The sequence below is a fragment of the Pseudomonas sp. JZ134 genome, from assembly GCF_051027695.1.
Lineage (GTDB): Bacteria > Pseudomonadota > Gammaproteobacteria > Pseudomonadales > Pseudomonadaceae > Chryseomonas > Chryseomonas luteola.
Window position 1 is genome coordinate 2968850 of sequence record NZ_CP069250.1, and the last position, 24791, is coordinate 2993640.

The following is a 24791-nucleotide window of genomic DNA, read 5'->3' on the forward strand; positions in this document are numbered from 1 at the left end:
CCGGACTCACCCTCATTCATTACTTTTCGCTAGACCTGCCCCTACCTCGCTACAAACAAAACCATCGCCTCGACATGCGCCGTCTGCGGGAACATGTCCAGGATTCCAGCCCGCACAGGAACATACCCCTGACGAACCAGTTCGCCTGCATCCCGTGCCAATGTAGCGGGATTACAGGACACATAGAGCACACGCTGTGCACCCAGTTGCTTCATCTGCTGCACTACGGCCAACGCGCCATCACGTGGCGGGTCCAGCAATACGGATGAAAAGGTCTGGCCAAACCATGGCGCATCGATAAGCGGCTTCGACAGGTCTGCCTGGAAAAAGTGCGCGTTACCCAGGCCATTGGCCCGGGCATTTTCACTCGCGCGCTCCGCCATGACGGAAACGCCTTCTACGCCAACCACGGCATGCACATGCTGCGCCAATGGCAGGGCGAAATTGCCAAGTCCGCAAAACAGATCGAGCACCCGCTCATTCGGCTCCGGCGCAAGCCAGTCGAGCGCCTGTGCAATCATCGCTTCGTTAACTGATGCATTGACCTGTACGAAATCACCCGGACGGTAAGCAATCGTCAGGCTCCATGGCTCCAGTTGGTAGCTAAGTGCTGCCTCGGGCTCGTCGGGGTACGGCTCACCTTCGGCCTGCCACCAGAGCTGAACCGAGTGCTCCATGCAGAAATGGCGCAGATGATCGCTGTCACGCGGCGAGAGCGGACGCGTGACACGCACCAGCATGGCGCAGGCCGTCCCTTGAAACAGCTCGACGTGACCAATGGCTTGCGGCTGCTCCAACCCGACAAGTAAAGCCGGTAGCGCCCTGGCAATAGGCTGCAATGGCTCGACCAGCACACCACAGGCCTCCAGCGGAACGATATCCTGGCTGGCAAGCGCCCGAAATCCAACATCCAGGCGGCGAGCCTTGGCATCCCAGCGCACCGCGATGCGTGCACGACGCCGATAGCCCAACTCTGGGCCATGCAGTGGCGCAGCCCATTCATTGGGCGTCACGCCGGCAAATCGCTGTAGTTGCTCGGCCAGCGTACGCTGCTTGAGGGCCAGTTGAGCCTCATGCGGAATATGCTGCAAGGTGCAGCCACCGCAACGACCGGCCATGGCACACGAAGGCAGGCGTCGTTCGCCACTAGGCTCAAGCACCCGCTCCACACGCGCCTCAACCACCTGGCTTTTGGCAGACAACACACGTGCCTCAACCGTTTCCGATGACAAGGCACCCGAAACGAACCAGGTCCGACCTTCGAGATAGGCGATACCCCGGCCATCATTGGCCATCTTCTCAATGGTCAGGCGCTGTTTCTTGCCGACCGGAACCGACGAGGCCCGGCTACCGCCGCTCGGCTGAAAACGCAGCCCTTTTGCACGCATACTGTTCTCTTGAATCAAACCCGCGTTTAACGCGGATCATAAACACCAGTAGAAAGATAACGGTCACCACGATCACAAATGATCGCCACGATGACTGCATTCTCAACTTCTTTGGAAATACGCAGCGCAGCCGCTACGGAACCACCCGACGATACGCCGCAGAAAATACCCTCTTCTCGGGCCAGACGGCGCATCACGTCTTCCGCCTCTTCCTGGCTCATGTCGACGATACGATCCACACGCGTGGCATCGAAAATCTTTGGCAGGTACTCCTGCGGCCACCGGCGAATACCGGGAATGGCGGCACCTTCGCTCGGCTGCAGTCCGACGATCTGCACCTTAGGATTCTGCTCCTTCAGGTAGCGCGACACGCCCATGATGGTACCGGTCGTACCCATGGAACTGACGAAGTGCGTGATGCTACCGCCGGTCTGCTGCCAGATTTCAGGGCCGGTCGAGCTGTAGTGGGCAGAAGGGTTGTCCCCATTGCCGAACTGATCCAGCACCTTGCCCTTGCCCTCGGCCTGCATACGGGTCGCCAGATCACGCGCACCCTCCATGCCTTCTTCGCGACTGACCAGGATCAACTCGGCGCCATAAGCCGTCATGGCCGCCTTGCGCTCGGCGCTGGAGTTATCCGGCATGATCAGAACCATGCGATAACCCTTGATGGCTGCGGCCATCGCCAGGGCAATGCCCGTATTGCCCGAGGTCGCCTCGATCAGTGTATCGCCCGGCTGGATGTCACCGCGCAACTCGGCACGCGTGATCATCGAAAGGGCTGGCCGATCCTTTACCGATCCTGCCGGATTGTTGCCTTCCAGCTTGACCAGCAGGGTATTGGATGTATCACCGGGCAGGCGCTGCAAACGCACCAGCGGTGTATTGCCGACGCAGTCGGCAATGGTCGGATACTGCACGCTCATGGAATTCGCTCGGTTCCGATGCCTTTGAATAGGCCTCTATGATACCGGCAAATGAGGGGCGTTCCCTAATCCCATGATGCGCGGGATGAATAAAGGCGATATCAGGTCGTCTTTTCCGCAGCCTCTGGCCGTGAGCTGACACCACGACTCCAGCATTTTCGGCCTGTTTACTCCCGCGGAGAACCGTTTAGCGACCATCCGCCACAAAATCGTCCCGGCAATCGAAACAAGTGTTTTACACTTTCCCCATTGTTGCTCTGGAGACGGGTAAGTGCTGAACGAGTTGGGAATCAAGGGCCGCATCCTGCTGCTGAGCCTGCTACCGACGTGCGTCATGGCGATGGTGCTGGGCGGTTACTTCAGCTGGGTTCAGCTATCCGACATGCGGACGGTGCTAGAAGAGCGCGGCCAACTGATCGCCGAACAGCTTGGACCGCTGGCCGCGCCTGCCCTGCTTCGGGATGACCGGGTCCTGCTCCAGCGCATTGCCCAGGATGTACTTGATCAGGCCGATGTACGGGCTGTCGAGTTCATCAGTGCCGACCAAAAAATCCTGGCCCATGCCGGCCCTCGTATGACAATCGCCATTCGTAACGACGATGGCGAGACCGCCAGCCTGCGCAGCGGTCTGGATGTCACACACTTCCATCTACCCGTTCAGGCCCGGCATCTCAAGCTCATTACCGGTGAGGTCAACATGCCCAGCTCGCACCTGCTGGGCTGGATCGATATCGAGCTGTCTCACCATGCCACCCTCCTGCGCGGCTACCGCAATCTGGTGATCAGCCTCCTTTTGATCATCTTCGGTCTCTGCCTGACAGCCGTGGTAGCTGTCCGTATCGGTCGCAGCATCAATCATCCCCTGCGCATCATCAGCGATGGCGTGGGTCATCTCAAGGACGGTCAGCTGGAAACCCGCCTGCCCAAAGACCTTGGCAGTTACGAGCTGGATACCTTGGCGGACGGGATCAACCGTATGGCCGAAGCCATGCAGAACGCCCAGGAGGAAATGCAGAACAACATCGACCAGGCCACGGAAGATGTGCGGCAAAACCTGGAAACCATCGAAATCCAGAACATCGAGCTGGATCTCGCCCGCAAGGAAGCCCTGGAAGCCAGCCGGATCAAGTCCGAATTCCTGGCCAATATGAGTCATGAGATCAGAACGCCCCTCAATGGCATCATCGGCTTTACCAATCTGCTGCAAAAAAGCGAGCTGACGCCCCGGCAGCAAGATTATCTCGGCACTATTCAGAACTCTGCTGAGAGCCTGCTGGGCATCATCAATGAGATCCTGGACTTCTCCAAGATCGAAGCCGGCAAGCTGGTTCTGGAAAGTATTCCCTTCAATCTGCGCGACATGATTCAGGACACCATGACCATTCTGGCGCCAGCTGCACATGAAAAGCAGCTGGAACTGGTCAGCCTGATCTACCGTGACACTCCGGTCCATCTGGTAGGTGACCCCCAGCGCCTGCGCCAAGTGTTGACCAACCTAGTCAGCAACGCCATCAAGTTCACTCACGAAGGCACTATTGCTGTCCGCGCCATGGTGGAAGATGAAGACGATGACCATGCCCAGCTACGGATCAGTGTTCAGGACTCAGGCATTGGTCTCTCCGAGCAAGATCGGGACATGCTTTTCCAGGCCTTTACCCAGGCAGACAACTCACTCTCCCGACAGGCAGGGGGCACCGGCCTGGGTCTGGTCATCTCCAAACGTCTCGTCGAGCAAATGGGCGGCGAAATTGGACTGGAGAGCGAGCCCGAGGAAGGATCCGAATTCTGGATCACCATCAACCTGCCCAAATCGCGCAATCCGCTGGAAACCCATCGCCGACTGGCCTTTGCCGGCCGCCGCGTAGGCCTTGTGGAACCACACGAGCTGACACGCCAATCGCTACGCCATCAGCTGGAGGATTGCGGTTTAGAGGTGGTCGAGTTCGAGACGCTTGAGCAGCTGACGGAAGCCGTTTCCAGGCAGCGGAAAAGCGAGGCCGCCATCACGCTGGCCGTGCTAGGGGTAAGCTCCAGCATCCTGCCACCTGATCTACTGACTGAGCGCGTCTGGCAGCTGGAGCGGCTGGACTGTAATTCGTTGATCTTCTGCCCCACGACCGATCAGTCCGTGTTCCATGCAGCCTTGCCAGATGTGCATTGCCAATTGCAGGCCAAGCCTGCCTGCAGCCGTAAACTGGAACGCGCCGTGGGTGAGCTGCTCAATCAGCGGCCGACTCGTCCTGAAAATACTGCCCATACCCGAATTGACCGCGCACCTCGCCTGCTCTGTGTTGACGATAACCCCGCCAACCTGCTGCTGGTCGAAACGCTTCTTACCGACCTTGGCGCTGAGGTCACGGGTGTCGACAGTGGTTATGCCGCTGTCGAGGCAGCACAGAGGGAACGCTACGACCTTATCTTCATGGACGTACAGATGCCTGGCATGAATGGCCGACAGGCCACTGAAGCGATTCGCGCCTGGGAGGTGGAAAGCGAACATCCGCCGGTACCTATCGTGGCATTGACTGCCCACGCTATGTCCAACGAGAAGCGGGCCCTGCTTCAGGCAGGCATGGATGATTACTTAACCAAGCCCATCAGTGATCGGCAGCTCGCCCAGGTGGTGCTCAAATGGACTGGTCTGCGCCTTCAGCAAAACGATACTCAGGAGATGAGCCCGCTGTCCTCTTCCGGAGCGGACATTGCCAATCTGGCCATATTGGATGAAGACGAAGGGCTGCGGCTGGCCGCAGGCAAGGCCGATCTGGCCAGTGACCTGTTGACCATGCTGCTCGCCTCGCTGGCAGCTGACCGGCAAGCCATCCGCTCGGCCCGAGAGAATGGTGACCGCATCGGCCTAATCGAGCGGATCCACCGCCTGCATGGCGCAACCCGCTACTGTGGAGTTCCTCAGTTACGAGCCGCGTGCTACCAGAGCGAGACACTGCTCAAACAAGGCGCCCCTACTTCATCGCCCATTTTGGACGAACTTGATGCCGCTATCGTGCAGCTTTCGACCATGTCCAAAACACCTATTTAACGGAGTGGTGCCAATAGGCCAACTCAGTGTTCAAGGTTTCACTCCTTTGTAAACACTATATAGTAGGCAGCTATCTTTTCGATAAACGGCGTCCATTCCGTGGCGCCATTATCGTGACACCTTAAATCCGGTATGCGATATTCGCCGCCGCTTAACTGTCAGACAGGCTATCTATAGTGATTCATCGGCTCCGACGTTTTTTATTGTTGGATGAATCCAGACAAACCCCAACACCTGACTTTATCTGGAAAACCAGCACGCTGCGTGTACTGGCGCTCAGCAGTATCGTGCTGGTTGCCCTTATTTTCATTCACTGTACTTATCAGGCACTAGAGGCCGGTCGCCCTTACGTCCTGATAATGGAAGCCGTCTTTCTTGGCGCCTTCTTCAGCCTCTTCGCTTTCAGATCACGCTCCTATCGGCTTAGCGGTACGGTCTTGATCTTCGTCCTATACGCACTCGGTTTGTGTAGCCTGTTCTTCGTCGACTACAAGCAAGCCAAGGCTGGCATCCTCATCATTTATGCCACACCGCTGCTGGCGCTGATCTTTTTCAACTGGCGCGTTTATCTGGTGCTGTGCGTCGCCAATTTGCTGCCTCTTTACCTTTTGTTGAGCGACACCCCCATACCTCATCTGTTTGGCATCAACCTGTCATTGAACTACACGCGCAACTACCTGCATTTGCTTCTGTTCATGCTGTTCAACGTGTGTATTCCGCTTGCCATTGCTCGTCTCATAACCACCTTGGCCAATGCGCAGCGACGCCAGCATCAGCTCAATCAGGCGCTACAATACAGCCAGCAACTTTACAATGAGGTGTTTTCCCACCTGGGCGCCTTTCTGCTCTGCCGAAGCGATGGACTGATCCTCAAACTCAATGACGAAGCGGCTGCCTTGCTGGGGCTACCAGCGCGGGTAATCGAGAGTCAGGTTTATTTGGGCAATCTAGTACGCAATGAACAAGGTGAGCCGGTCAAACTGGTTCCGGACGACTCCCTGCAGGAATGGCAGGTCCAGAGTAGAACTAAACCTCGCTGGCTCAATCTTCGTATCAGTCAGCCGACATCCAATCAGAATGTACTGGTAAAACTGCGTGACATTACCCATCTGCATGCTTTGCAAAGCGAACTGCGTAACTCCGAGCGCCTGAGCATTCTGGACCCGCTGGTAGGCGTACTGAACCGCAGCGGCGCCATCAAGCGACTGGAGCAGGCAATTGGCCAGGCGGGCTCGAAGCCACTGGCCGCGCTGACCATTCGCCTTCCTCACCTGACCTACATCAATACCAAGTATGGCCTGGACGTCGGCGATCAGTACCTGCAGGCCTTTGCGCACCACCTGAGTCGCTTGCCACGAAAGAATCTGGTAGCTCGCCTCAAGGGCGCCACGTTTCTGGTGGTTCTCACCGAGCTGGACAGCATCGAAATCGGCCTTGATCGGCTACATGAACTCAAGAGCAGCCTACCTCCGCATTTGCAGATCGACCGACATCTTATTGATGTGGCGCCTGATCTTGGAACCGCGTTCTATCCTCAGGATGCGACCAATGCGCTGCAATTGATCGAGCGTAGCAGTCATGCGCTCAAGAATCCCCATGGCGATACGCTGCTACCCACCTATGACTCCACCCTGGCGCAGCGCACGTTCGAGCGAACCGAGCTGTTGCTGGAACTGAGAAAGGCCATCGAAACCCGCGCCCTTTTTCTTCACTATCAACCTCGGGTCGATGCTCAAGGCAACCTTCACAGTGTGGAAGCACTGGTACGCTGGACGGACCCCAACGGCCGTCCCGTTCCACCCGATCAGTTTGTCGCCATAGCCGAGGAAAGTGGACTGATCCATACGCTGGACGCCTATGTTCGTGATATGGCATGTGCCCAGATTGCACGCTGGAAACGCGACCTGGGTACCGCACCACTGGTGGCAGTCAATCTGTCCGCTCAGGAAGTCGCAACGGAAGGTCTGGCCGAAAAGTTTTCCGGCTGCCTGCAACGATACGGGCTGACCCCTCATGACCTGGAAATCGAAATCACTGAAAGCAGCCTGCTTCATGAAAACGAAACCACGCTGACCAACCTCAAGACCCTCGAAACCAGCGGCTATCGACTCACCATGGATGACTTTGGCACTGGCTATTCGTCACTCAGCCGCCTGACCCACTTGCCTATTTCGAGCCTGAAGATTGATCGATCCTTCCTGGCCGACGTTCCTGGCAGCGAGCGCCAGGAAACGCTGATCAAGACCTTGATCGCCCTGGCGCGCCTGATGGATCTGAAAGTCGTTGCCGAAGGGGTGGAAACCAATGAACAACTGGCGCTCCTGGATAGCCTGGGATGCGATCTCTACCAGGGTTACCTGTTCTCCCGTCCAGTCGATGCGTCCACGTTGACCGAGCGGTATCTGGCGCCCGGGTTACTCTTCAAAGAGTGACAATTGGCGGGCGCCCTCCCGCAAATCGATCAGTCTTACCCCTACGCCCAACAGGCGAACCGGCTTGCCTCCCCGCATGAAGGCCTGGGTCAGAAGCCGTCGATAACTATCGATATCCCGCCCAGCCCCGGCCTGCTCAAGGGTGGTTTGGGTAAAGTCGTGAAACTTGACCTTGACGAAAGGTTTTTCCGGCCGGTAATGGGTATCCAGTCGGCCAAGCCGCCCGGCCAGCTCTTCAAGCAAAGCGGGCAGCTGGGCCGTACAGGCGGCCAGATCAGGCAGGTCATGCTCGAAGGTGTTTTCAACACTGACCGACTGACGTCGGCTATCCACCTGGACTGATCGTTCGTCAATTCCCTGAGCCAGATTCCACAGCCGCTCGCCAAACAGACCAAACTCCTTGATCAATGCAAGGCGCCCCCACTCCAGCAACTGCTCGCACCGCTCGATCCCCAGGCGCGTCAGCTTTTCAGCCGTCACCTTGCCTACGCCATGCAATCGGGCAACAGGCAAAGTAGCCACAAACGCGGCCACTTCCGGTGGGGTAATAACAAACAGCCCGTTCGGCTTGCGCCAGTCGCTCGCAATCTTGGCCAGAAACTTGTTTGGCGCCACGCCAGCTGAAACAGTGATATGAAGTTCTTCCCACACACGTCGGCGAATCTCCTGCGCAATTCGGGTTGCACTGCCGGAAAAATGCGGACTGTCCGAAACGTCGAGATAGGCCTCATCCAGGGAAAGCGGTTCGATCAAATCGGTAAAATCACGAAATATCATATGGATCTGACGCGATACCGCCTTGTAGACATCAAAGCGCGGGCGCACAAAGATGATGTCGGGGCACAGCCGCTGGGCTTGATGGGAGGCCATTGCCGAACGCACCCCGTATGCACGCGCCTCATAATTGCAGGTTGCGACCACACCACGCCGATCGGGAGTACCACCGACGGCGATTGGCCGGCCTACCAGGCGAGGGTCGTCACGCATCTCGACGGCGGCATAAAAACAGTCGCAATCGATATGGATGATTTTTCTCTGCGTCATACCCTCATGCTCGACAGGCTCGCTAACACCGCTGCGCCTGTATTATGCGCTATACGCCCTTACCCACCCAGCGGTTCTCCGAAACTTTAGCGGCCTCGCGACACTCGGAATTCTAGAACATTACGATAACCAGGAGCCGCCATGACTGATCGTACGGATAAACTCGACAAGTCCCATGACCATGATCAGGTCGCTAAACGCGACGAAGCTCATGCACAGCGCAAGCTACCCGAAGAGGCGGTAAGCGATCTGGAAAGTCCTGAGCCTGGCACTCATACCATCGATAAGGTCATCACTCCGGTATCAAACAAGGAGCTGGACAGCCAGGTCGGTGAGTTGAACCGTAAGCTGGACGAAGTCGAGAAAAAGCTGGATAAATAAACCTTACAATAGGCTGATAGTGTGGGCCCTGACTACCACCGTCTCCTGACGAAACCGGGTCTCGAGCGAGGCCCGGTACTGCTGCCACCACACCTGCTCCAGCGCGTCGGCCATCACCTCATAAATGATCAATTCATCCCGTACCGTATGGCTTTCGTCTTCCTGCCATAGTCCTTTCGCCGGAGCCTGGCTGAATGCGGTCAATCCGCCAAACTTTTCCACGAGTTCATTGCGAACTTCACCAAACAGCGCTTTGGGGAGGTCGTGACCATCGTTGTCATAAAGGGGCAGCAGTAACTGGATCAGGTACATGGTCAGCTTCTCGAATAGATGAATGTATCGGCATAGAGCATCTTGAAAGCTAAGACCATGAACGGTTTGAATCGGCACATATAAACAGCAGCGCCCCGATAGCCGAGGCGCCGCGGTAACGATTAGAGACAGACGAGAAAACCTGCCCGCCTCCCTATCGTTAGATTCTGAAGCTTGAAACGAGCTGATCGAGGCGATTGGCCTGTTGCTCCAGGGCATGGCAAGCGTCCAGGGTTGCGTTCAGGTTTTCTACGCCCTGCTGGTTGAGCGAGTTGATCTCGGTAATGTCGACATTAAGCGACTCCACCACCGCGCTCTGCTCTTCCGTAGCGGCCGCCACCGACTGGGTCATGCCATCGATATCGGTAATGCGCTCGGCTACCGAGCCCAACCGCTCGTTGGCCTCTTGCGCGATGGTCATGCTGTCCTCGCTGAAGCGCTGACTTTCGGTCATGGTGGAAACCGCTTCGCTCGCCCCGGTTTGCAGCTCCTGAATCATGCTCTGGATCTCTCGGGCCGAACTCTGGGTACGATGTGCCAGACCACGCACCTCGTCCGCTACCACCGCAAAACCACGCCCGGCATCGCCTGCCCGTGCAGCTTCGATCGCAGCATTGAGCGCCAGCAGGTTGGTCTGCTCGGAAATGCCCTGGATCACTTCCAGGATATGTCCGATGCGGGTGGTCTTCTGGTTCAGCTCATCGATACGGCCGCAGGAGGCGCTGATGTTGGCGGACAGGGTTTCCATCGCCGTCAGGGTCTGGCCCAGTACGCGGCGACCCTCCTCGGCCTGCTGCCGGGCACTGGTAGCCTGTACGGACGCATCGGCAGCGTTGCGGGCGATCTCCTGTGTAGCGGCGCCCAGCTGGTTGATGGCTGCCGCCACGCTTCCGGTACGTCCGGCCTGGTTGTCCGAGTTGTGCAGCGAGGAGTTGGAGGCCGCCAACACCTGACGGGAGACCTCGTTGAGCTGGCGGGTACTGGCCGATACTTCGCTGATCGAGCCATGGATACGCTCGACAAAGCGGTTGAAGGCAGCGGCCAGCACACCAAACTCGTCCTGGCTATTAATGGCCAGACGCCGGGTCAGGTCGCCCTCTCCTTGTGCGATGTCCTGCATCGCCTGGCTCATGGTCGTGAGCGGACGCATCAGCACACGGATCAGCACACCCAGGAGCAGCATGATCAGCACAACGCCAATCACCATGGCCAGCACGGCCGAGGTTCTGAACTCCTTGAGCGGGGCATAGGCTTTCTCTTCATCAACCATCAGGCCCAGATACCAGTTGACCGATGGCAGACCGGTGACCGGCTTGAAGACCATAAGCTGAGGTTTGCCGTCCAGCTCGACCCGCTTGAGCGCGCCATCCAGTGCAGGCGCACCGGCGGGAAACAGCTCAGCGAGGTTTTTCATCACTTCCTCTTTTCTGGGACTGACCAGTACCTTGCCTTCGCTATTCACCAGAATCGCATGACCGATACCGCCCAGGTCGAGCGAATTGACGATACTCACCATCGTCTGCAGACTCAGATCGCCAGCCAGAACACCCGCCAAGGCGCCGTTCTTCATGACAGGCGTAGCCAGCGTCATCACCAGCTTTCCATTACCCACATCAACATAAGGCTCCGTCAACAAGGATCGGCCCTGCGACTGAGCGGCAACATACCAATCACGGGTACGGGGATCATAACCGGCAGGCATTTCATCGTAAGGACGGATGGAAAACTGACCATCGGCATGTCCCAGATAGGTGAACTCGAAGCTGGAGAGATAGGCCTTCTGCTCAAGGATGGAAAACACTCCTTCAGGAGAGGTATTGTTCTGGATAGACTGGGCCTCACCTTCAAGCAGAGTGATTCGGCCATTGAGCCAATTAACGATATTTGCTGATGCGCTGGAGCCCAACTCGTCCAGGCGTGACGACAAATCCTGTGTAATAGCCTTTCGCTGCAGGTAATCGTTATAGACCATGAATAATGAAAAGGCGACGATCAGCACAATAGAGGCCGTCGCTAAAATCTTATGGCTAAATTTCAAACGTTGGAGCATAGCGCAGCCTCTGGACAACATATTTGGCAAGCCGTTGAAATGGCATGAAGGTCCAGATCTTATCGACCGTTATCGTGATAACTTTAATGATAAAAAGGTTACCAGATGCGCCTATGCTTTAGAGCAGAGGTAAGCCCTGGCGGCCGACAGCGACGTTGAAACCGCCAGGGAGACACTGGAATAACCAGAGCCTATTCAAATGACCACCTCGGCAATGCAAAAAATCCTTTTTTGGTCGCCGTTCATCGCGCTCGTCCAGGTAACGGGATACAGGCCTCATTTCAGTTGTTCAGCGGCTGCTTGCGATCAAGCTCCATATCGCTGTCGATTTTTTGCCGTTCTCGAGCGAGCGGATCGCTTCGAGTAGCTCCTTGATTGACCCTGTTTTCCGGCAGCTCAACGCCCCGCTGGTTTTGCTCGACCTCCTGCGCATCTGGTGAAATAACTTCGACATGCTGTGGATCATGCTCGGTGTCCTGAGGGGTACGGCCTGATTCAGCCGTTTGGGCCATGGCTAGCGGTGACAGTAAAGCCAGTGCCATGGAGGTATTTATCAGCCATTGCGGTTTCATTTCGGCACTCCGATGAAGGGATACCCTCTTTAGGCAATGCGCTACCTATAAAGGTGCATTCATAAGTCCTCGTGATAAGGCTTTCAGCAAATCATTGTCAGCATTGAATTTTTTGTTGACATCATTTTTTAAACCCGTATACTGGCCACATCAGAAGCGGGGTGGAGCAGTCTGGTAGCTCGTCGGGCTCATAACCCGAAGGTCGTAGGTTCAAATCCTGCCCCCGCAACCAAATTTAAAAAGCCACTCAATCGAGTGGCTTTTTTGTTTGTGTCGAATTTTTATTCCTTTTAGCCTTCAATATTCAAAGAGTTTCCATTTTTTGATACATGGGGCTTGGCAAAAGTCTGTATGTGACTAATCTGACGCGCAGTTTCCCTGAGGGGCTTTCATGAGCGCCAACGATCCTGTAAACAAATCTGCTGTTTCTTCATCCGATTCTTCGTCTTCATCTTCACCTTCTTCTCCTCCGCAAGCATTGCCTTGGCGCCTGCTAGAGCGCATTACGGCCTATAAAGAACCTCTTGAGCTGGGCCTAACACTGTTCCTGTTTGGCGTCGCCCTGCTTGTGTGCTGGCATCTGGTCAGCAGTATTGATCTACCCTCTCTCCACACTGCACTGCTGGGTATCCCCTCGCACGCTATTATGGGTGCCGTCGCGGCAATGGCTGTGGGCTTCCTCATTCTGCTTGGCTACGAATGGTCTGCCAGTCGCTTCGCCGGCGTCCATCTACCAGGCAAGACCCTGGCGCTGGGTGGACTTACCGCCTTCGCCATTGGTAATGCAGTTGGGCTGTCCATGCTGTCTGGCGGCTCGGTTCGTTATCGTCTCTATGCCCGCCAAGGCCTGAGCGCCATTGAAGTGGCCCAGATGACTTTCTTTGCCAGCCTGTCGCTGGGAACGGCACTGCCCCCTCTGGCTGCGGTTGCAGCATTAAGTGATTTGCCTTCGGCTTCCACAGCACTGCGTCTTTCACCTACTCTGGTAGCTGGCATTGCGATTGCCATTCTCTCAATCTATGCCATAGGCATTGTATTCCTTCGCAAGCGAGCCCTGGACGAGCAGCCTTCGCCTGATAGTCGCCTGTTCCGCCTGGGCCGTAAGACCCTACGCTTACCCACCTTCAAGCTAAGCGCCCTACAGTTGGTGATTACAGCCCTGGACGTCATGGCTGCCGCCACAGTGCTGTATCTATTACTGCCCGAGGCACCACCGCTGGGTGCATTCATGCTGGTGTACCTACTGGCACTCGCAGCAGGCGTGCTTAGCCATGTTCCGGGTGGCGTTGGGGTATTTGAAGCCGTTTTGCTAGCCGCTTTTTCGGACAAGATCGGGACAGCTCCCCTGGCAGCGGCCCTGCTGCTGTACCGGATCATTTATGTATTGCTTCCCCTGGTCATCGCTTGCCTTGTCCTGCTGCTGACCGAGGGAAAGCGCTTTCTATCTGGCAGCTCGGCCATCCGCGTTGCCTCTGGCCTTGCAGCCCCCGTTCTGTCAGTCCTGGTATTTTTCTCAGGGGTCGTACTGCTCTTTTCAGGCGTTACGCCAGAGATCGATACGCGCCTGAAGGGTATCGGATTCCTGCTGCCACAGCGTCTTATTGAAGCCTCGCATCTGGGAGCCAGTCTAATCGGAGTTGTGTGCCTACTCTTGGCTCAAGGCCTGCGGCGGCGGCTCTCGGCCGCCTGGGTACTCACCCTGGTGCTGTTGCTGGTAGGCTCCCTGCTTTCTTTGCTAAAGGGCTTTGATTGGGAGGAGGCATCGATCCTGGCGATTACGGCTGCCCTCCTGGCTACGTTCCGCCGCTCCTTCTACCGCCGGAGCCGCTTACTGGAACTGCCCTTTTCACCCCTGTACGTCGTTGCAAGCCTGTGCGTCGTGGCGGCATCTATCTGGTTGCTCCTGTTTGTTTACCAGGATGCGTCCTACGACAACCAGCTCTGGTGGCAATTTACGCTGGAGGAAGGCGCCCCGCGAGGTGCACGAGCAGCCATGGGCAGCGTGGTGCTACTACTGGCCCTGTCACTCGGCTGGCTCTTGCGGGCTGCACCGCCAGAAATTACGCTGCCTACCACAGAAGATCTACAAAAGGCATTGGACGCCGTCAAAGCATCTGAGCAGCCTGATGGCGGCTTGGCCATGACAGGCGACAAGGCCTTGCTGTTTCATGAAACGGAAAATGCTTTCCTGATGTATGGCCGTCGTGGCCGTAGCATGATCGCCCTGTTTGATCCTATCGGCTCCGCTCAGACACGAGCCGAGTTGATCTGGAAATTCCGCGACCTGTGCGACATGCACCATGCACGACCTGTGTTCTATCAGGTTCGTGCCGAGAATCTGCCTTTCTACATGGACATCGGTCTCACCGCACTGAAGTTAGGTGAGGAAGCCCGCGTCAATCTCAAAACATTCGATCTGGACAGCAAGGGTAAGAAAGACCTGCGCTACACCTGGAACCGAGGCCAGCGGGATGGACTGCTCATCGAGTTCCATGAGCCGGGTCAGGCACCTCTCGAAGAGCTAAAAGTTATCTCCGATATCTGGCTGGAGAGTAAACATGTCCGCGAGAAGGGCTTTTCACTTGGTCGTTTCGACCCGGAGTATTTGCAGCACTTCCGCATTGCTGTCGTTCGGTTTCAGGGAAAAGCGGTAGCGTTTGCTAATCTTCTGGAAACCGATCGGCCAGAGCTGGCCAGTATCGACCTGATGCGAGTGGCAGCTGATGCGCCCAAACTAACCATGGAGTTCCTCATGCTCGGCCTTATCCTGCACTTCAAGGAGCGAGGCCTGGAACGCTTCAGCTTGGGGATGGTGCCATTGGCGGGACTGCATCCACGCCGTGGTGCTCCTCTGACCCAGCGTCTAGGGGCCATGGTGTTCCGACGTGGCGAGCAGTTCTATAACTTTCAGGGCTTGAGACGGTTCAAAGATAAGTTCGATCCGGAATGGGAGCCTCGCTATCTGGCCGTTCCAGCAGGACTTGATCCCTTGGTCGCCTTGGCTGACACCGCTGCGTTGATTGCAGGCGGTATTACAGGACTGGTAAAACGTTGATGACTAGACGTAAACGCGGGTTGCTTTTTCTTCTGTTGATAATTGTCATTGCCGCAGCGGCACTGTGGTGGTGGTTTCATCGCTGGCCCAGTACCGCCAGCCTTGAGGTACACGTACAGGATGATCAGAGCGTCGTAACCGTCGCAAGGCCTGCCGGCAAGCCACTGGCCCGAGTCGTTGTTGCAAACCCCGCTGAACAGCAGTTATCCGATGCTGACCTGCTAACCCTGGCCAAAAACACCAAGTCCATGCTGGTCCAGTATGAGCTGCCCGAGAGCAAGGCATGTGCCGCGCAACGCGCCAGCCTGGAAGACGCCATCAGCCATCTTGGCGGAGCGCCTACCATGGTGGCAGGCATCGATGCGGGTGGATCATTGGCCTGGCGCTGGCTGGCCGGGCAACAGGATGACAAGGTCAGCGCCCTGTCGGTCGGTACAAAGCTCGACGAGCCCGACTGCTCTGATCCGCTGCCGCAGAAAGCCGAACACGGTAAATGGCATCTCGCCTGGAACGATAACCCAGGCGATGAGACTGCTCGTTTTGTTCGCGGCCAGGATAATGCCGATACCACTATCAGTGATTACGGCACACCGCTGGTTACGCTTTTACGTACTCAGCTTCAACGTCAGTTGCTCGGCCAGGGTGGCGATGTCCCTGTTGTAGAAGTCCCGGCTGAAGAGCCGGCCGCGCACAAGGATACAGTGACGTTTTTTTATTCCGGCGATGGTGGCTGGCGTGATCTTGACCGTGATTCGGCACAGACCATGGCAGAAAACGGGTGGCCAGTTGTAGGTATCGATACCTTGCGCTATTTCTGGGAACACAAAAGCCCGGAACAGGTGGCGACAGACTTGTCCCATCTGATGCAGACATACCGTGAGCGTTGGGGCGCGAAACGCTTCGTCCTGGCCGGCTACTCATTTGGCGCGGATCTGCTTCCGGCGGTCTATAACCGTTTACCTGCAACAGATCAGGAACAGGTATCGGCCATGGTGCTGCTGGCCTTTGCCCGTAGCGGTGATTTTGAAATCCAGGTTGAGGGCTGGCTGGGCAAGGCTGGTGACGAGATGCAAACCGGACCGGAGATGGTCAAGGTGCCTGCCAGCAAGATCTACTGCATTTACGGTGCGGAAGAAAAGGACGAGAGCGGTTGCACGCAGCCTGGAGCCAATTTCGAAAAGCTTGAGTTACCCGGTGGTCACCATTTCGATAATGACTACGACAAGCTTGCACGCCACATGATAAACGCCATCGAGGCTCGTACACGCACACCGTAACCAGGACGCCCAGCCGATGGATCACCTCCGCGGCTGGAGACGAATGGTCGGAAAGAACGCGTGCGATCAATGGTCTACCGGCTCTCAACCTTTGAACGAGGACGCCCATGACCACTCCCCTTTCGCTGGATGCTGCTGAAAAACTGGTTGTAGATGCCTTCACTCCGCTGGGTTGTGTTATTTCAGCCAACCCCCAGGCTGACAGCTTTGGCTTCAGCGTAATCGGGCATGAAGGAGAAGAGGTCTTGGCGGTCCCTGAGGTGACCGCTGCACAGTACAGCGATCCGCTGCAGCTTAAAGGCTTTATCGAGAATGTTCGGCAAGAGCTTTCCCAGTTGGGTCAATCGCTGGACCCATGGGAGATGCCGTTCATTACCGACCCGGATGCCCTGCCTCCACCTGTATTCAACTGATCCCAATAAAAAAGCCGCCCCAAGGCGGCTTTTTTATATCTGCGACTTGGCTGCTAGATCTCGATCTGAGTACCCAGCTCGATTACCCGGTTAACTGGCAGGTTGAAGAAACGCAGGCTGCCGCTGGCATTCTTCATAAGGAAGGCAAACAGATTCTCTCGCCAGCGAGCCATTCCCAAACGATTATTCGACGCAATGACCGTTTCACGGCTAAGGAAGTACGTCGTCCGCATGGGCGTGAAATCGAGGTCTTCCAGGTGACACAATGCGAGCGCAGCCGGCACGTCGGGCTCGTCCATAAAGCCATAATGCAAGAGAACACGGTAGAACCCATCCCCGTAGCTGTCCACCTCGAAACGGCGGCTGACAGGAACCCGCGGCGTATCTTCATAGATAACGGTCAGCAACACCACTTGCTCATGCAATACCTGATTGTGCAGCATGTTATGAAGCAGGGCGTGTGGAACGGCGTCTTGCCGCGCTGTCAGAAAGACGGCTGTCCCCTTGGCACGGAAAGGCGGATTGGAGCGGATGCTGCCGATAAAGATCGGTAGCGGTAGTGCCCCTTCATCCAGCCGTTCAGCCAGAATCTGCCGGCCGCGCTTCCATGTGGTCATCAACGTGAACAGGATGATGCCCGCAATGACAGGAAATGCACCGCCTGCCACGATTTTTGGAACGTTGGCTGCAAAATACAGCGAGTCGACAATGAAGAATCCAATGAGCATCGGAATGGCGAACCAGCGAGGCCATTTCCATAGCAGCAGCGCTACCGAAGATACCAGGCAGGTTGTGATCAGCATCGTTCCCGTGACAGCGATGCCGTAGGCCTCGGCCAGGTTGCCAGAGGACTCGAATCCAATGATCAACAGGATAACGCCTGTCAGAAGCGCCCAGTTCATGGCAGGAATATAAATCTGGCCCTGTTCATGACTTGAGGTATGCAGGATTTGCATACGCGGTACATACCCCAGCTGGATTGCCTGACGGGTAATGGAGAACGCACCTGAGATGACTGCCTGTGAGGCAATGACCGTGGCAAAAGTCGCCAGGACGACCATTGGGATCAATGCCCATTCAGGTGCGAGCAGGTAGAAAGGATTGCGTACAGACTCTGGGTCGATCAGAACCAAGGCACCTTGCCCGTAGTAATTGAGTACCAATCCGGGCAGCACCAGGAAGAGCCAGGCGCGCGCGACAGGTTTGCGGCCGAAATGGCCCATGTCGGCATACAGCGCCTCAGCCCCTGTCAGCGCCAGCACAACAGCGCCCAGAATAGCGATGCCAAGTCCGGGGTGTACAATGAAAAAGTTGAATGCCCACCATGGGTTCAAAGCCTTGAGGACTTCAGGCGCCTGCAGAATGCCATAAATACCCAATGCGCCTAGCACGGTGAACCAGAGGACCATAACCGGACCGAACAGCTTGCCAATCTTGGCAGTACCGCCCCGCTGTAGCATGAAGAGTCCGACCAGGATAACGATTGCCGCTGGCACCACAATATGATCAAGCCCGGAAAAGGCTACTTCCAGGCCTTCTACAGCAGACAGTACCGAAATGGCCGGTGTAATCATGCTTTCGCCGTAAAACAGCGAGGCACCAAATAACCCCAACAGCACCAACACCATTTGCAATTTTGGAAACGGTGCGGACGCCCGCCTCGCCAGTGCAGTCAAGGCCATGATGCCGCCCTCGCCCTGGTTATCCGCCCTCAGAACGAAAAAGACATACTTGATCGTCACGACCCAGATCAACGACCAGAAGATCAGGGACAGGATACCCAGGACGCTATCGTGGGTAGGCACCAGGCCATACGTAGGAGAAAACACCTCCTTGAGGGTATACAGCGGGCTGGTACCAATATCGCCATAGACGATACCCGCGGCCGCGATGGCCATACCTATGGCCGAGGCTCCCTTTTCACCATGGGCCTGGGAAGCAGCTTGACTCATGCAAGACTCCGGGTTTATCGAAACGGGCGCATCCTGCTCCGATGTGGCGGCAGGATCAAGTACGGATTGCCAAGAATATGTGTGCACAACGCAACCAAGGCATGGTCATTACCCTACCCGGCGTATTGAATCCTGCTTAAAAGTGTCCAGCGATTACCTGACACTTTACTGGAAATATTCCGCGATGCGCTTGCGCATGGACTCATCGGGCAGCTCACCGGTTCCGGCCAGTGCGTTTTCTGCCATATGAGCCGGGTTTGAGGTCGCCGGAATGATGCAGGTAACTGCAGGATGCGAAATTGAGTACTTGATCATCAACTGCGCCCAGGAGGTACATCCGATATCGGACGCGAATCCCGGGAGCGCCTTGCCCGCAACCCGATCGAACAGCCGACCATCCAGAAACGGACGGTTGATCATGACCGCTACGCCCTTGTCCTGACACAGAGGCAACAGCTTTTCTTCGGCTTTGGTATCTTTGGGATTGAGATTGATCTGAATGAAGTCCATCGGCTCCGAAGCGACCAGGTCAATCATCTGGTCCTGAGCCATTTCTGAGTGATGGGTAATCCCTACATATCGAATCATTTTTTGCTGCTTCATCTCTCGTAGCAACGGGAGCAGCGTCTTGTAATTGATCATGCTATGCACTTGCAGCAGATCAATAGGAGCGCCCTTGAGGTCCGCCATTTCCTGCTGGATCTCTTCGATGCTGCTCTCCCGCCCTTCTACTTTGGTAGCCAGAAACGCCTTTTCAGCACGCCCCTGCTGCGCCAGCAGCGTACCAATGACACCCTGGGATTTCTCGTAACTCGGTGCCGTATCAATAACAGTGCCTCCCGCCTGAAATAGACGGTCAAGCACGTCAGCCAACGGCTTTAAGGCTTGTGGAGTGCTTTCGACATTAAATGAATCGGCGGTTCCCAGGCCAATGACAGGGAGTTGCTCGCCAGTAGAGGGAATCTGCCGCCTCAGCATGCCAGCCTGTGCAAGCACAAGACGAGGCAAAATGGCTTCCAAGAGCAGCGCCGACGAGGCGCACAGGGAATATTGCATGAAGCGGCGGCGAGTCGTCATTGTTTTCTCCGGATTCAAGCAAGAGCCGTCCTAAAAGGACGGTTCTTGTGATTCAGGAGTTCCATCTGCCACGCCTTGTTACGTGGCTGAATGAAAAGAAACCAGTCACTCTCCTTTCATGGCTGCAACCATCTTATCGACGTTGTAACGGAACATTTTCAGGTAGGTAGGCGCAGGCCCGTCCGCCTTGGACAGCGACTCGACATATAACTCGCCACCGGCACGAGCCCCGGTTGCCTGGGCAATCTGCTGCACCAGACGCGGATCGCTCGAGTTCTCAATGAAATAAGCCGTGATGTGCTCCTCCTTGATCTGACGGATCAGATTGGCCACTTTTTGGGCAGACGCTTCAGATTCGGTAGAAAGATCCAGGGGAGACAGGAATGTCACACCGTATTCATCACCGAAATAGCCAAACGCGTTATGGGAGGTAAGCACCTTACGCTGCGCCTTCGGCACGGCTTCGATCTGCTGCTTGGTATACGCATCCAGCGCCTTTAGCTGATCGATATAGCGCTGACCATTGGCTTCGTATTGATCAGCGCCTTCGGGGTCTATGCGCTTGAGGGCCTTGATGATGTTTTGAACATAAACAACACCACTGGCAGCGCTGTTCCAGCTGTGGGGATCCACTACGGTCTTGCCGTTCTTCTGCCGCATACGAGTCTTAATACCGTCCGACAGCTCGACAGGGGTACCGTTATACCCTGACGCCTGAATCAGGCGATCCATCCAGCCTTCTAGATGAAGTCCATTGATAAATACCACATCGGCGGTCTTGAGCGCTTTGGCATCGTCAGGCGTCGGCTCATACGTATGAGGATCGCCGTTGGGCCCGATCAATGAAATGACATGAACCCGCTCGCCTCCTACCTGGTGAACCATATCGGCCAGGATCGTGAATGACGCAACGGCTTCTACCGGCTTGGCTTGGGCAAAAGTGGAAAGCGCTGACAACAGCAAGGCAGCAGCCCCGCTCCACAACGTGAGACGCATGACATGACTCCTTTCAACGGGATAGGTGGGGTTTAGGGAAGAAACGGCGAACGACGCCCAGAGGGCTGAAGATCAACGAGAAGATGTAAAGCGTACTGGCCGTCAGAACAATGGACGGACCCGAGGCCACGCCCAGGTGGTACGAAACAACCAAGCCGATAAAGCCGGACAGTATGGCAACCAGACTCGCTACCAGCATCAGTCCAGGCAACGAGCGAGCCCAGAAGCGCGCTACGGTGGCAGGCAACATCATCAGGCCGACCGCCATAAGTGTTCCAAGCGCCTGAAAGCCTGCGACCAGGTTGAGCACGACCAGCAGCAGAAACAGGAAGTGATAAAGCGAGCCCTTGCCACCTACGGCCCGCAGGAATCCAGGATCGAAACACTCAAGCACCAGCGGACGATAGATAACGGCCAGCAGGAGAAGCGTCACAGAGGCAATGCCGCCCACGAGATAGAGCGCTGCATCATCAATTGCCAGGATCGTACCGAACAGGACGTGCAACAGGTCGATATTCGAGCCTCTTAGCGAGACGATCAAGACACCCGCGGCGAGAGAAGTCAGGTAGAAACTCGCAAAACTGGCATCTTCACGCTGCGAAGTAAAACGACTGACCACCCCAGACAACAGGGCTACGGCCAAGCCGGCTACCAACCCACCCAGGCCCATGGCTGGCAAGGAAAGCCCAGCGACCAGAAAACCGATGGCAGCCCCCGGCAGGACCGCATGACTCATGGCGTCCCCTACCAGACTCATGCGCCTGAGCATGAGCAATACACCGACCGGACCTGAGCCCAGCCCTAGCGCCATGCAGGCGACCAAGGCGCGACGCATGAATCCGAACTCGATAAACGGCTCGAACAAGGCGTGATACAACATCATGCGCGGCGCCTCTCATCACAGACGTCGGCCTGTTCATCCCAGTCCTCAGCCATATTCCGGGCACGCCGCAGATTCTCCTGGGTCAGCACCGTTCGGGTATCCCCCCAGGCAATGGTTTCGCGAGCCAACAGTAATGTACTGGGAAAATGCTGCTTTACCTGCTCAAGATCATGCAGAACAGCGATGACGGTGCGCCCCTCACCATGCCAGCGCCGAACCAGATCAAGCAGATCGCGGGTCGTGCGTGCATCGATGGCATTAAACGGCTCATCCAGAAGGATGACTGACGCATCCTGCAGCAGGAGCCGTGCGAACAGTACGCGCTGGAACTGGCCTGCCGACAGGGAACCGATCAGGCGGTGCCCAAAACCTTCCAGCCCGACGGCAATCAGCGCCTCATGGGCTTGCTGCAGCTGGCCCCGGCTCATTCCACCGAATATGCCGATGCGTCTCCAGGCGCCCATGGCAACCGTGTCGAGAACCGTCAGCGGAAAGGTTCGGTCAATTTCAGCCGCTTGGGGCAGATAGCCGATGGCCGAGGCAGACAAGGCCTTTCGGTCGACGCCGCCCCCTACTGGTCGCAGCATGCCGACCATGGCCTTGATCAGAGTCGACTTGCCTGCGCCGTTAGGGCCCACAATAGCGGTGAGGCTGCCCGCTTCAAAGCAACCCGACACATGATGTACGGCGGGATGACGCTCGTAGGCAACCGTTAAGTCATTTAATGAAATACAGGCACTCATGGGATGGATACCGCCCAGTGGATAGCAGCCCATAGCAGTAGAAGCAGCACGATCGACACCCCTAAACGGGCCCAGGCAGACTGGGTCAGAAAGGACGTCTTGAACGTAAGGGAAGAATTCGATGACATATAAACCACCTCGTTGTTGTTACTTTATAACATAATAAATACCCTATCACTAGTTATGCCTGTCTAGCGGTTCAGCCTCGGGCAAGCCAAACCCGATAACTGACGAAGCGCAGGTTAATCCGAGTAAAAGCGCCAAATGCCTCTTCTCAGTCCGGGCGCGCACCGCTAAAATCGCGCGTTTTTTGATCATCAGCGCGTTCTGCGCACCTCCTGAGGTTAGCCATGTCCACCCCCGCCACGCCCAAAGTCGGCTTTGTCAGCCTCGGCTGCCCTAAAGCTCTGGTCGACTCCGAACGCATCCTGACCCAGCTTCGCATGGAAGGTTACGAGGTTGTTCCCACGTACGAGGACGCCGACGTGGTGGTGGTCAATACCTGTGGTTTCATTGACAGCGCCAAGGCCGAATCTTTGGAGGTGATCGGTGAAGCCCTGGCTGAAAATGGCCGGGTCATCGTGACCGGCTGCATGGGGGTGGAAGAATCTGCGATTCGTGATGTACATCCGAGCGTACTGGCGGTAACGGGTCCGCAGCAGTATGAGCAAGTGGTGACCGCAGTCCATGAGGTAGTGCCGCCAAAGCGCGAGCATAATCCGTTGGTCGACCTGGTACCGCCGCAGGGCATCAAGCTCACCCCCCGCCACTACGCCTATCTCAAGATTTCCGAAGGCTGCAACCATCGCTGCAGCTTTTGCATCATCCCGTCCATGCGTGGCGATTTGGTCAGCCGCCCGATCGGCGATGTGCTCGATGAGGCTCAGCGTTTGGTCAAGGCCGGAGTCAAGGAGCTGTTGGTCATCTCCCAGGACACCAGTGCATATGGCGTCGACCTCAAGTACCGTACCGGCTTTTGGAATGGCCAGCCGGTCAAGACTCGCATGCTGGAACTATGCGAGGCGTTGAGCAGCATGGGCGTCTGGGTACGTATGCACTACGTCTACCCCTACCCGAACGTGGACGACATCATTCCGCTGATGGCCGAGGGCAAGATCCTGCCCTACCTGGATATCCCCTTCCAGCATGCCAGCCCCAAAGTTCTCAAGGCCATGAAGCGTCCTGCCTTCGAGGACCGCACCCTGGCCCGTATCAAGAAGTGGCGTGAGATCTGCCCGGAACTGACCATTCGCTCCACATTCATTGTGGGCTTCCCTGGTGAGACGGAGGAGGATTTCCAGTACCTGCTGAACTGGCTTACCGAAGCTCAGTTGGATCGTGTGGGCTGTTTCCAGTATTCCCCTGTGGAAGGCGCACCGGCCAATGAGTTGGAAGGTGCCGTACCGGATGACGTGAAGCAGGATCGCTGGGAACGCTTCATGGCGCATCAGCAGGCCATTTCTGCGGCTCGCCTGCAGTTGAAGGTTGGAAAGGATATTGAAGTGTTGATCGACGAAGTCGACGAACAAGGCGCCATTGGCCGCTCCTATGCCGATGCCCCAGAGATCGACGGCAATGTGTACGTCAACAGCGAACACGACCTGAAGCCAGGCGACAAGGTATGGGTACGCGTAACCGACGCAGACGAATACGACCTGTGGGCCGAGACGCTGTAACGCAGCCATAACCCCGAAAAGCCTTGCGATTGCAGGGCTTTTTTATGGGTGCCCTATGCCGACCGGCCTACCCTATCGTCTGTGCACTCCTGGCACATGGTCATGCCCCGCATGGCTACAGGCCTCCTCGATCGCTGAAGGTCCAGCGGGTTGTTGCAGCTCCCGAATGATGCCGCATATATCGCTGGATACCTTGCCTGAGCATTGCTGACGCAACGCCATGAGCTGTCTGCGCAGTTCGGTCAACTCTCGAATGCGCACCTCCACATGATGAATATGGTCCTCGATCAGATCATTGACCCGACAGCAGTCCGGCTCAGGCTGATCCCGCAATTGTAACAGGGAACGGATCTCGTCCTGTGTCATGTCCAAAGAGCGGCAATGCCGAACAAAGGTCAATCGCTCCAGATGGGCCTCGCTGTATTGACGGTAGTTTCCCGCGCTGCGAACAGGCGCTGGCAGCAGTCCCTCACGCTCGTAATACCGAATGGTTTCCACGGAACATCCCGTTCGGCTGGCCAATTCACCTATTTTCATAACGCCTCCTTGACCCTGTAGTAGCTACAGGGTGTGC

20 protein-coding genes, 1 tRNA gene and 1 pseudogene are annotated in these 24791 nt (G+C 56.4%); 8 read left to right on the forward strand and 14 right to left on the reverse strand.

Annotation, left to right across the window (positions count from 1 at the left end):
• Window positions 1-41 precede the first annotated feature (41 nt).
• Window positions 42-1388: a 23S rRNA (uracil(1939)-C(5))-methyltransferase RlmD gene (rlmD, locus tag JQR86_RS13815; protein ID WP_434153749.1), complete on the reverse strand. Its 1347-nt coding sequence runs from the start codon at window positions 1386-1388 to the stop codon at window positions 42-44.
• 26 nt (window positions 1389-1414) lie between these two features.
• The gene (cysM, locus tag JQR86_RS13820) at window positions 1415-2314 is read right to left on the reverse strand and encodes a cysteine synthase CysM (protein WP_434153750.1); all 900 of its coding nucleotides are present in this window, start codon (window positions 2312-2314) and stop codon (window positions 1415-1417) included.
• Window positions 2315-2585: 271 nt separating this feature from the next.
• On the opposite strand from cysM, the gene JQR86_RS13825 reads away from it, so the two are divergent.
• Together JQR86_RS13825 and JQR86_RS13830 are read left to right on the forward strand one after the other, a co-directional pair.
• Window positions 2586-5354: an ATP-binding protein gene (locus JQR86_RS13825; RefSeq protein WP_286786977.1), complete on the forward strand. Its 2769-nt coding sequence runs from the start codon at window positions 2586-2588 to the stop codon at window positions 5352-5354.
• 176 nt (window positions 5355-5530) lie between these two features.
• Window positions 5531-7786: a putative bifunctional diguanylate cyclase/phosphodiesterase gene (locus tag JQR86_RS13830; RefSeq protein ID WP_312508348.1), complete on the forward strand. Its 2256-nt coding sequence runs from the start codon at window positions 5531-5533 to the stop codon at window positions 7784-7786.
• Here the strand turns inward: JQR86_RS13830 and dinB are convergent.
• Window positions 7769-8830: a DNA polymerase IV gene (gene dinB / locus JQR86_RS13835; RefSeq protein WP_286786975.1), complete on the reverse strand. Its 1062-nt coding sequence runs from the start codon at window positions 8828-8830 to the stop codon at window positions 7769-7771. The two genes, JQR86_RS13830 and dinB, sit on opposite strands and share 18 nt — an antisense overlap.
• 141 nt (window positions 8831-8971) lie before the next feature.
• Here dinB and JQR86_RS13840 point away from each other — a divergent pair, with 141 nt between their 5' ends.
• On the forward strand, window positions 8972-9211 hold the full coding sequence (locus JQR86_RS13840) for a hypothetical protein (RefSeq protein ID WP_010797452.1): 240 nt from the start codon (window positions 8972-8974) through the stop codon (window positions 9209-9211).
• A 3-nt stretch (window positions 9212-9214) separates the two neighbouring features.
• Here the strand turns inward: JQR86_RS13840 and JQR86_RS13845 are convergent, their stop codons facing one another.
• The 4 genes and pseudogenes from JQR86_RS13845 to JQR86_RS13860 form a co-directional block, all read right to left on the reverse strand.
• Entirely contained in the window at window positions 9215-9523 is a 309-nt protein-coding gene (locus JQR86_RS13845) for a hypothetical protein (protein WP_019365631.1), read from the reverse strand.
• A gap of 160 nt (window positions 9524-9683) precedes the next feature.
• Window positions 9684-10571 (reverse strand): methyl-accepting chemotaxis protein, encoded by an 888-nt coding sequence (locus tag JQR86_RS13850; RefSeq protein WP_434154920.1) that lies wholly within the window; start codon window positions 10569-10571, stop codon window positions 9684-9686.
• 18 nt (window positions 10572-10589) lie between these two features.
• Window positions 10590-11594: pseudogene (locus JQR86_RS13855) on the reverse strand (cache domain-containing protein); the annotation flags it as partial.
• A gap of 260 nt (window positions 11595-11854) precedes the next feature.
• Window positions 11855-12145, reverse strand: a complete 291-nt coding sequence (locus tag JQR86_RS13860) for a hypothetical protein (protein ID WP_074828181.1) — start codon at window positions 12143-12145, stop codon at window positions 11855-11857.
• A 155-nt stretch (window positions 12146-12300) separates the two neighbouring features.
• Between JQR86_RS13860 and JQR86_RS13865 the strand changes: the two genes are divergently transcribed.
• The 4 genes from JQR86_RS13865 to JQR86_RS13880 all read left to right on the forward strand — a co-directional run bounded on the left by JQR86_RS13865 (window position 12301) and on the right by JQR86_RS13880 (window position 16890).
• Window positions 12301-12377, forward strand: a tRNA-Met gene (locus JQR86_RS13865).
• 159 nt (window positions 12378-12536) lie between these two features.
• A complete protein-coding gene (gene mprF / locus JQR86_RS13870; protein WP_434153751.1) occupies window positions 12537-15200 on the forward strand; it encodes a bifunctional lysylphosphatidylglycerol flippase/synthetase MprF in 2664 nt (887 codons plus the stop codon).
• The gene (locus tag JQR86_RS13875; protein WP_434153752.1) at window positions 15200-16477 is read left to right on the forward strand and encodes a virulence factor family protein; all 1278 of its coding nucleotides are present in this window, start codon (window positions 15200-15202) and stop codon (window positions 16475-16477) included. The genes mprF and JQR86_RS13875 overlap by 1 nt, the downstream gene beginning before the upstream one ends.
• Before the next feature lie 107 nt (window positions 16478-16584).
• Complete coding sequence (locus JQR86_RS13880; RefSeq protein ID WP_010797446.1) at window positions 16585-16890, forward strand: hypothetical protein; 306 nt, start codon at window positions 16585-16587, stop codon at window positions 16888-16890.
• A 53-nt stretch (window positions 16891-16943) separates the two neighbouring features.
• Here the strand turns inward: JQR86_RS13880 and JQR86_RS13885 are convergent, their stop codons facing one another.
• The 6 genes from JQR86_RS13885 to JQR86_RS13910 all read right to left on the reverse strand — a co-directional run bounded on the left by JQR86_RS13885 (window position 16944) and on the right by JQR86_RS13910 (window position 22669).
• Window positions 16944-18842, reverse strand: a complete 1899-nt coding sequence (locus tag JQR86_RS13885) for a potassium transporter Kup (protein WP_122043222.1) — start codon at window positions 18840-18842, stop codon at window positions 16944-16946.
• A 165-nt stretch (window positions 18843-19007) separates the two neighbouring features.
• A complete protein-coding gene (locus tag JQR86_RS13890) occupies window positions 19008-19919 on the reverse strand; it encodes an aldo/keto reductase (protein WP_150347857.1) in 912 nt (303 codons plus the stop codon).
• A 105-nt stretch (window positions 19920-20024) separates the two neighbouring features.
• Window positions 20025-20915 carry a metal ABC transporter substrate-binding protein gene (locus tag JQR86_RS13895; protein WP_434153754.1) on the reverse strand — a complete coding sequence of 297 codons (891 nt, stop codon included), beginning with the start codon at window positions 20913-20915 and terminating at the stop codon, window positions 20025-20027.
• Between the two features lie 13 nt (window positions 20916-20928).
• The gene (locus tag JQR86_RS13900; protein WP_434153755.1) at window positions 20929-21798 is read right to left on the reverse strand and encodes a metal ABC transporter permease; all 870 of its coding nucleotides are present in this window, start codon (window positions 21796-21798) and stop codon (window positions 20929-20931) included.
• Window positions 21795-22541, reverse strand: coding sequence for a metal ABC transporter ATP-binding protein (locus JQR86_RS13905; protein ID WP_010797441.1), 747 nt, complete (start codon window positions 22539-22541; stop codon window positions 21795-21797). The genes JQR86_RS13900 and JQR86_RS13905 overlap by 4 nt, the downstream gene beginning before the upstream one ends.
• Complete coding sequence (locus JQR86_RS13910; protein WP_010797440.1) at window positions 22538-22669, reverse strand: hypothetical protein; 132 nt, start codon at window positions 22667-22669, stop codon at window positions 22538-22540. The genes JQR86_RS13905 and JQR86_RS13910 overlap by 4 nt, the downstream gene beginning before the upstream one ends.
• Window positions 22670-22891: 222 nt before the next feature.
• On the opposite strand from JQR86_RS13910, the gene rimO reads away from it, so the two are divergent.
• Window positions 22892-24217, forward strand: coding sequence for a 30S ribosomal protein S12 methylthiotransferase RimO (gene rimO / locus JQR86_RS13915; protein ID WP_010797439.1), 1326 nt, complete (start codon window positions 22892-22894; stop codon window positions 24215-24217).
• A gap of 72 nt (window positions 24218-24289) precedes the next feature.
• Here the strand turns inward: rimO and cadR are convergent, their stop codons facing one another.
• Window positions 24290-24754, reverse strand: coding sequence for a Cd(II)/Pb(II)-responsive transcriptional regulator (gene cadR / locus JQR86_RS13920; RefSeq protein ID WP_010797438.1), 465 nt, complete (start codon window positions 24752-24754; stop codon window positions 24290-24292).
• Window positions 24755-24791 lie beyond the last annotated feature (37 nt).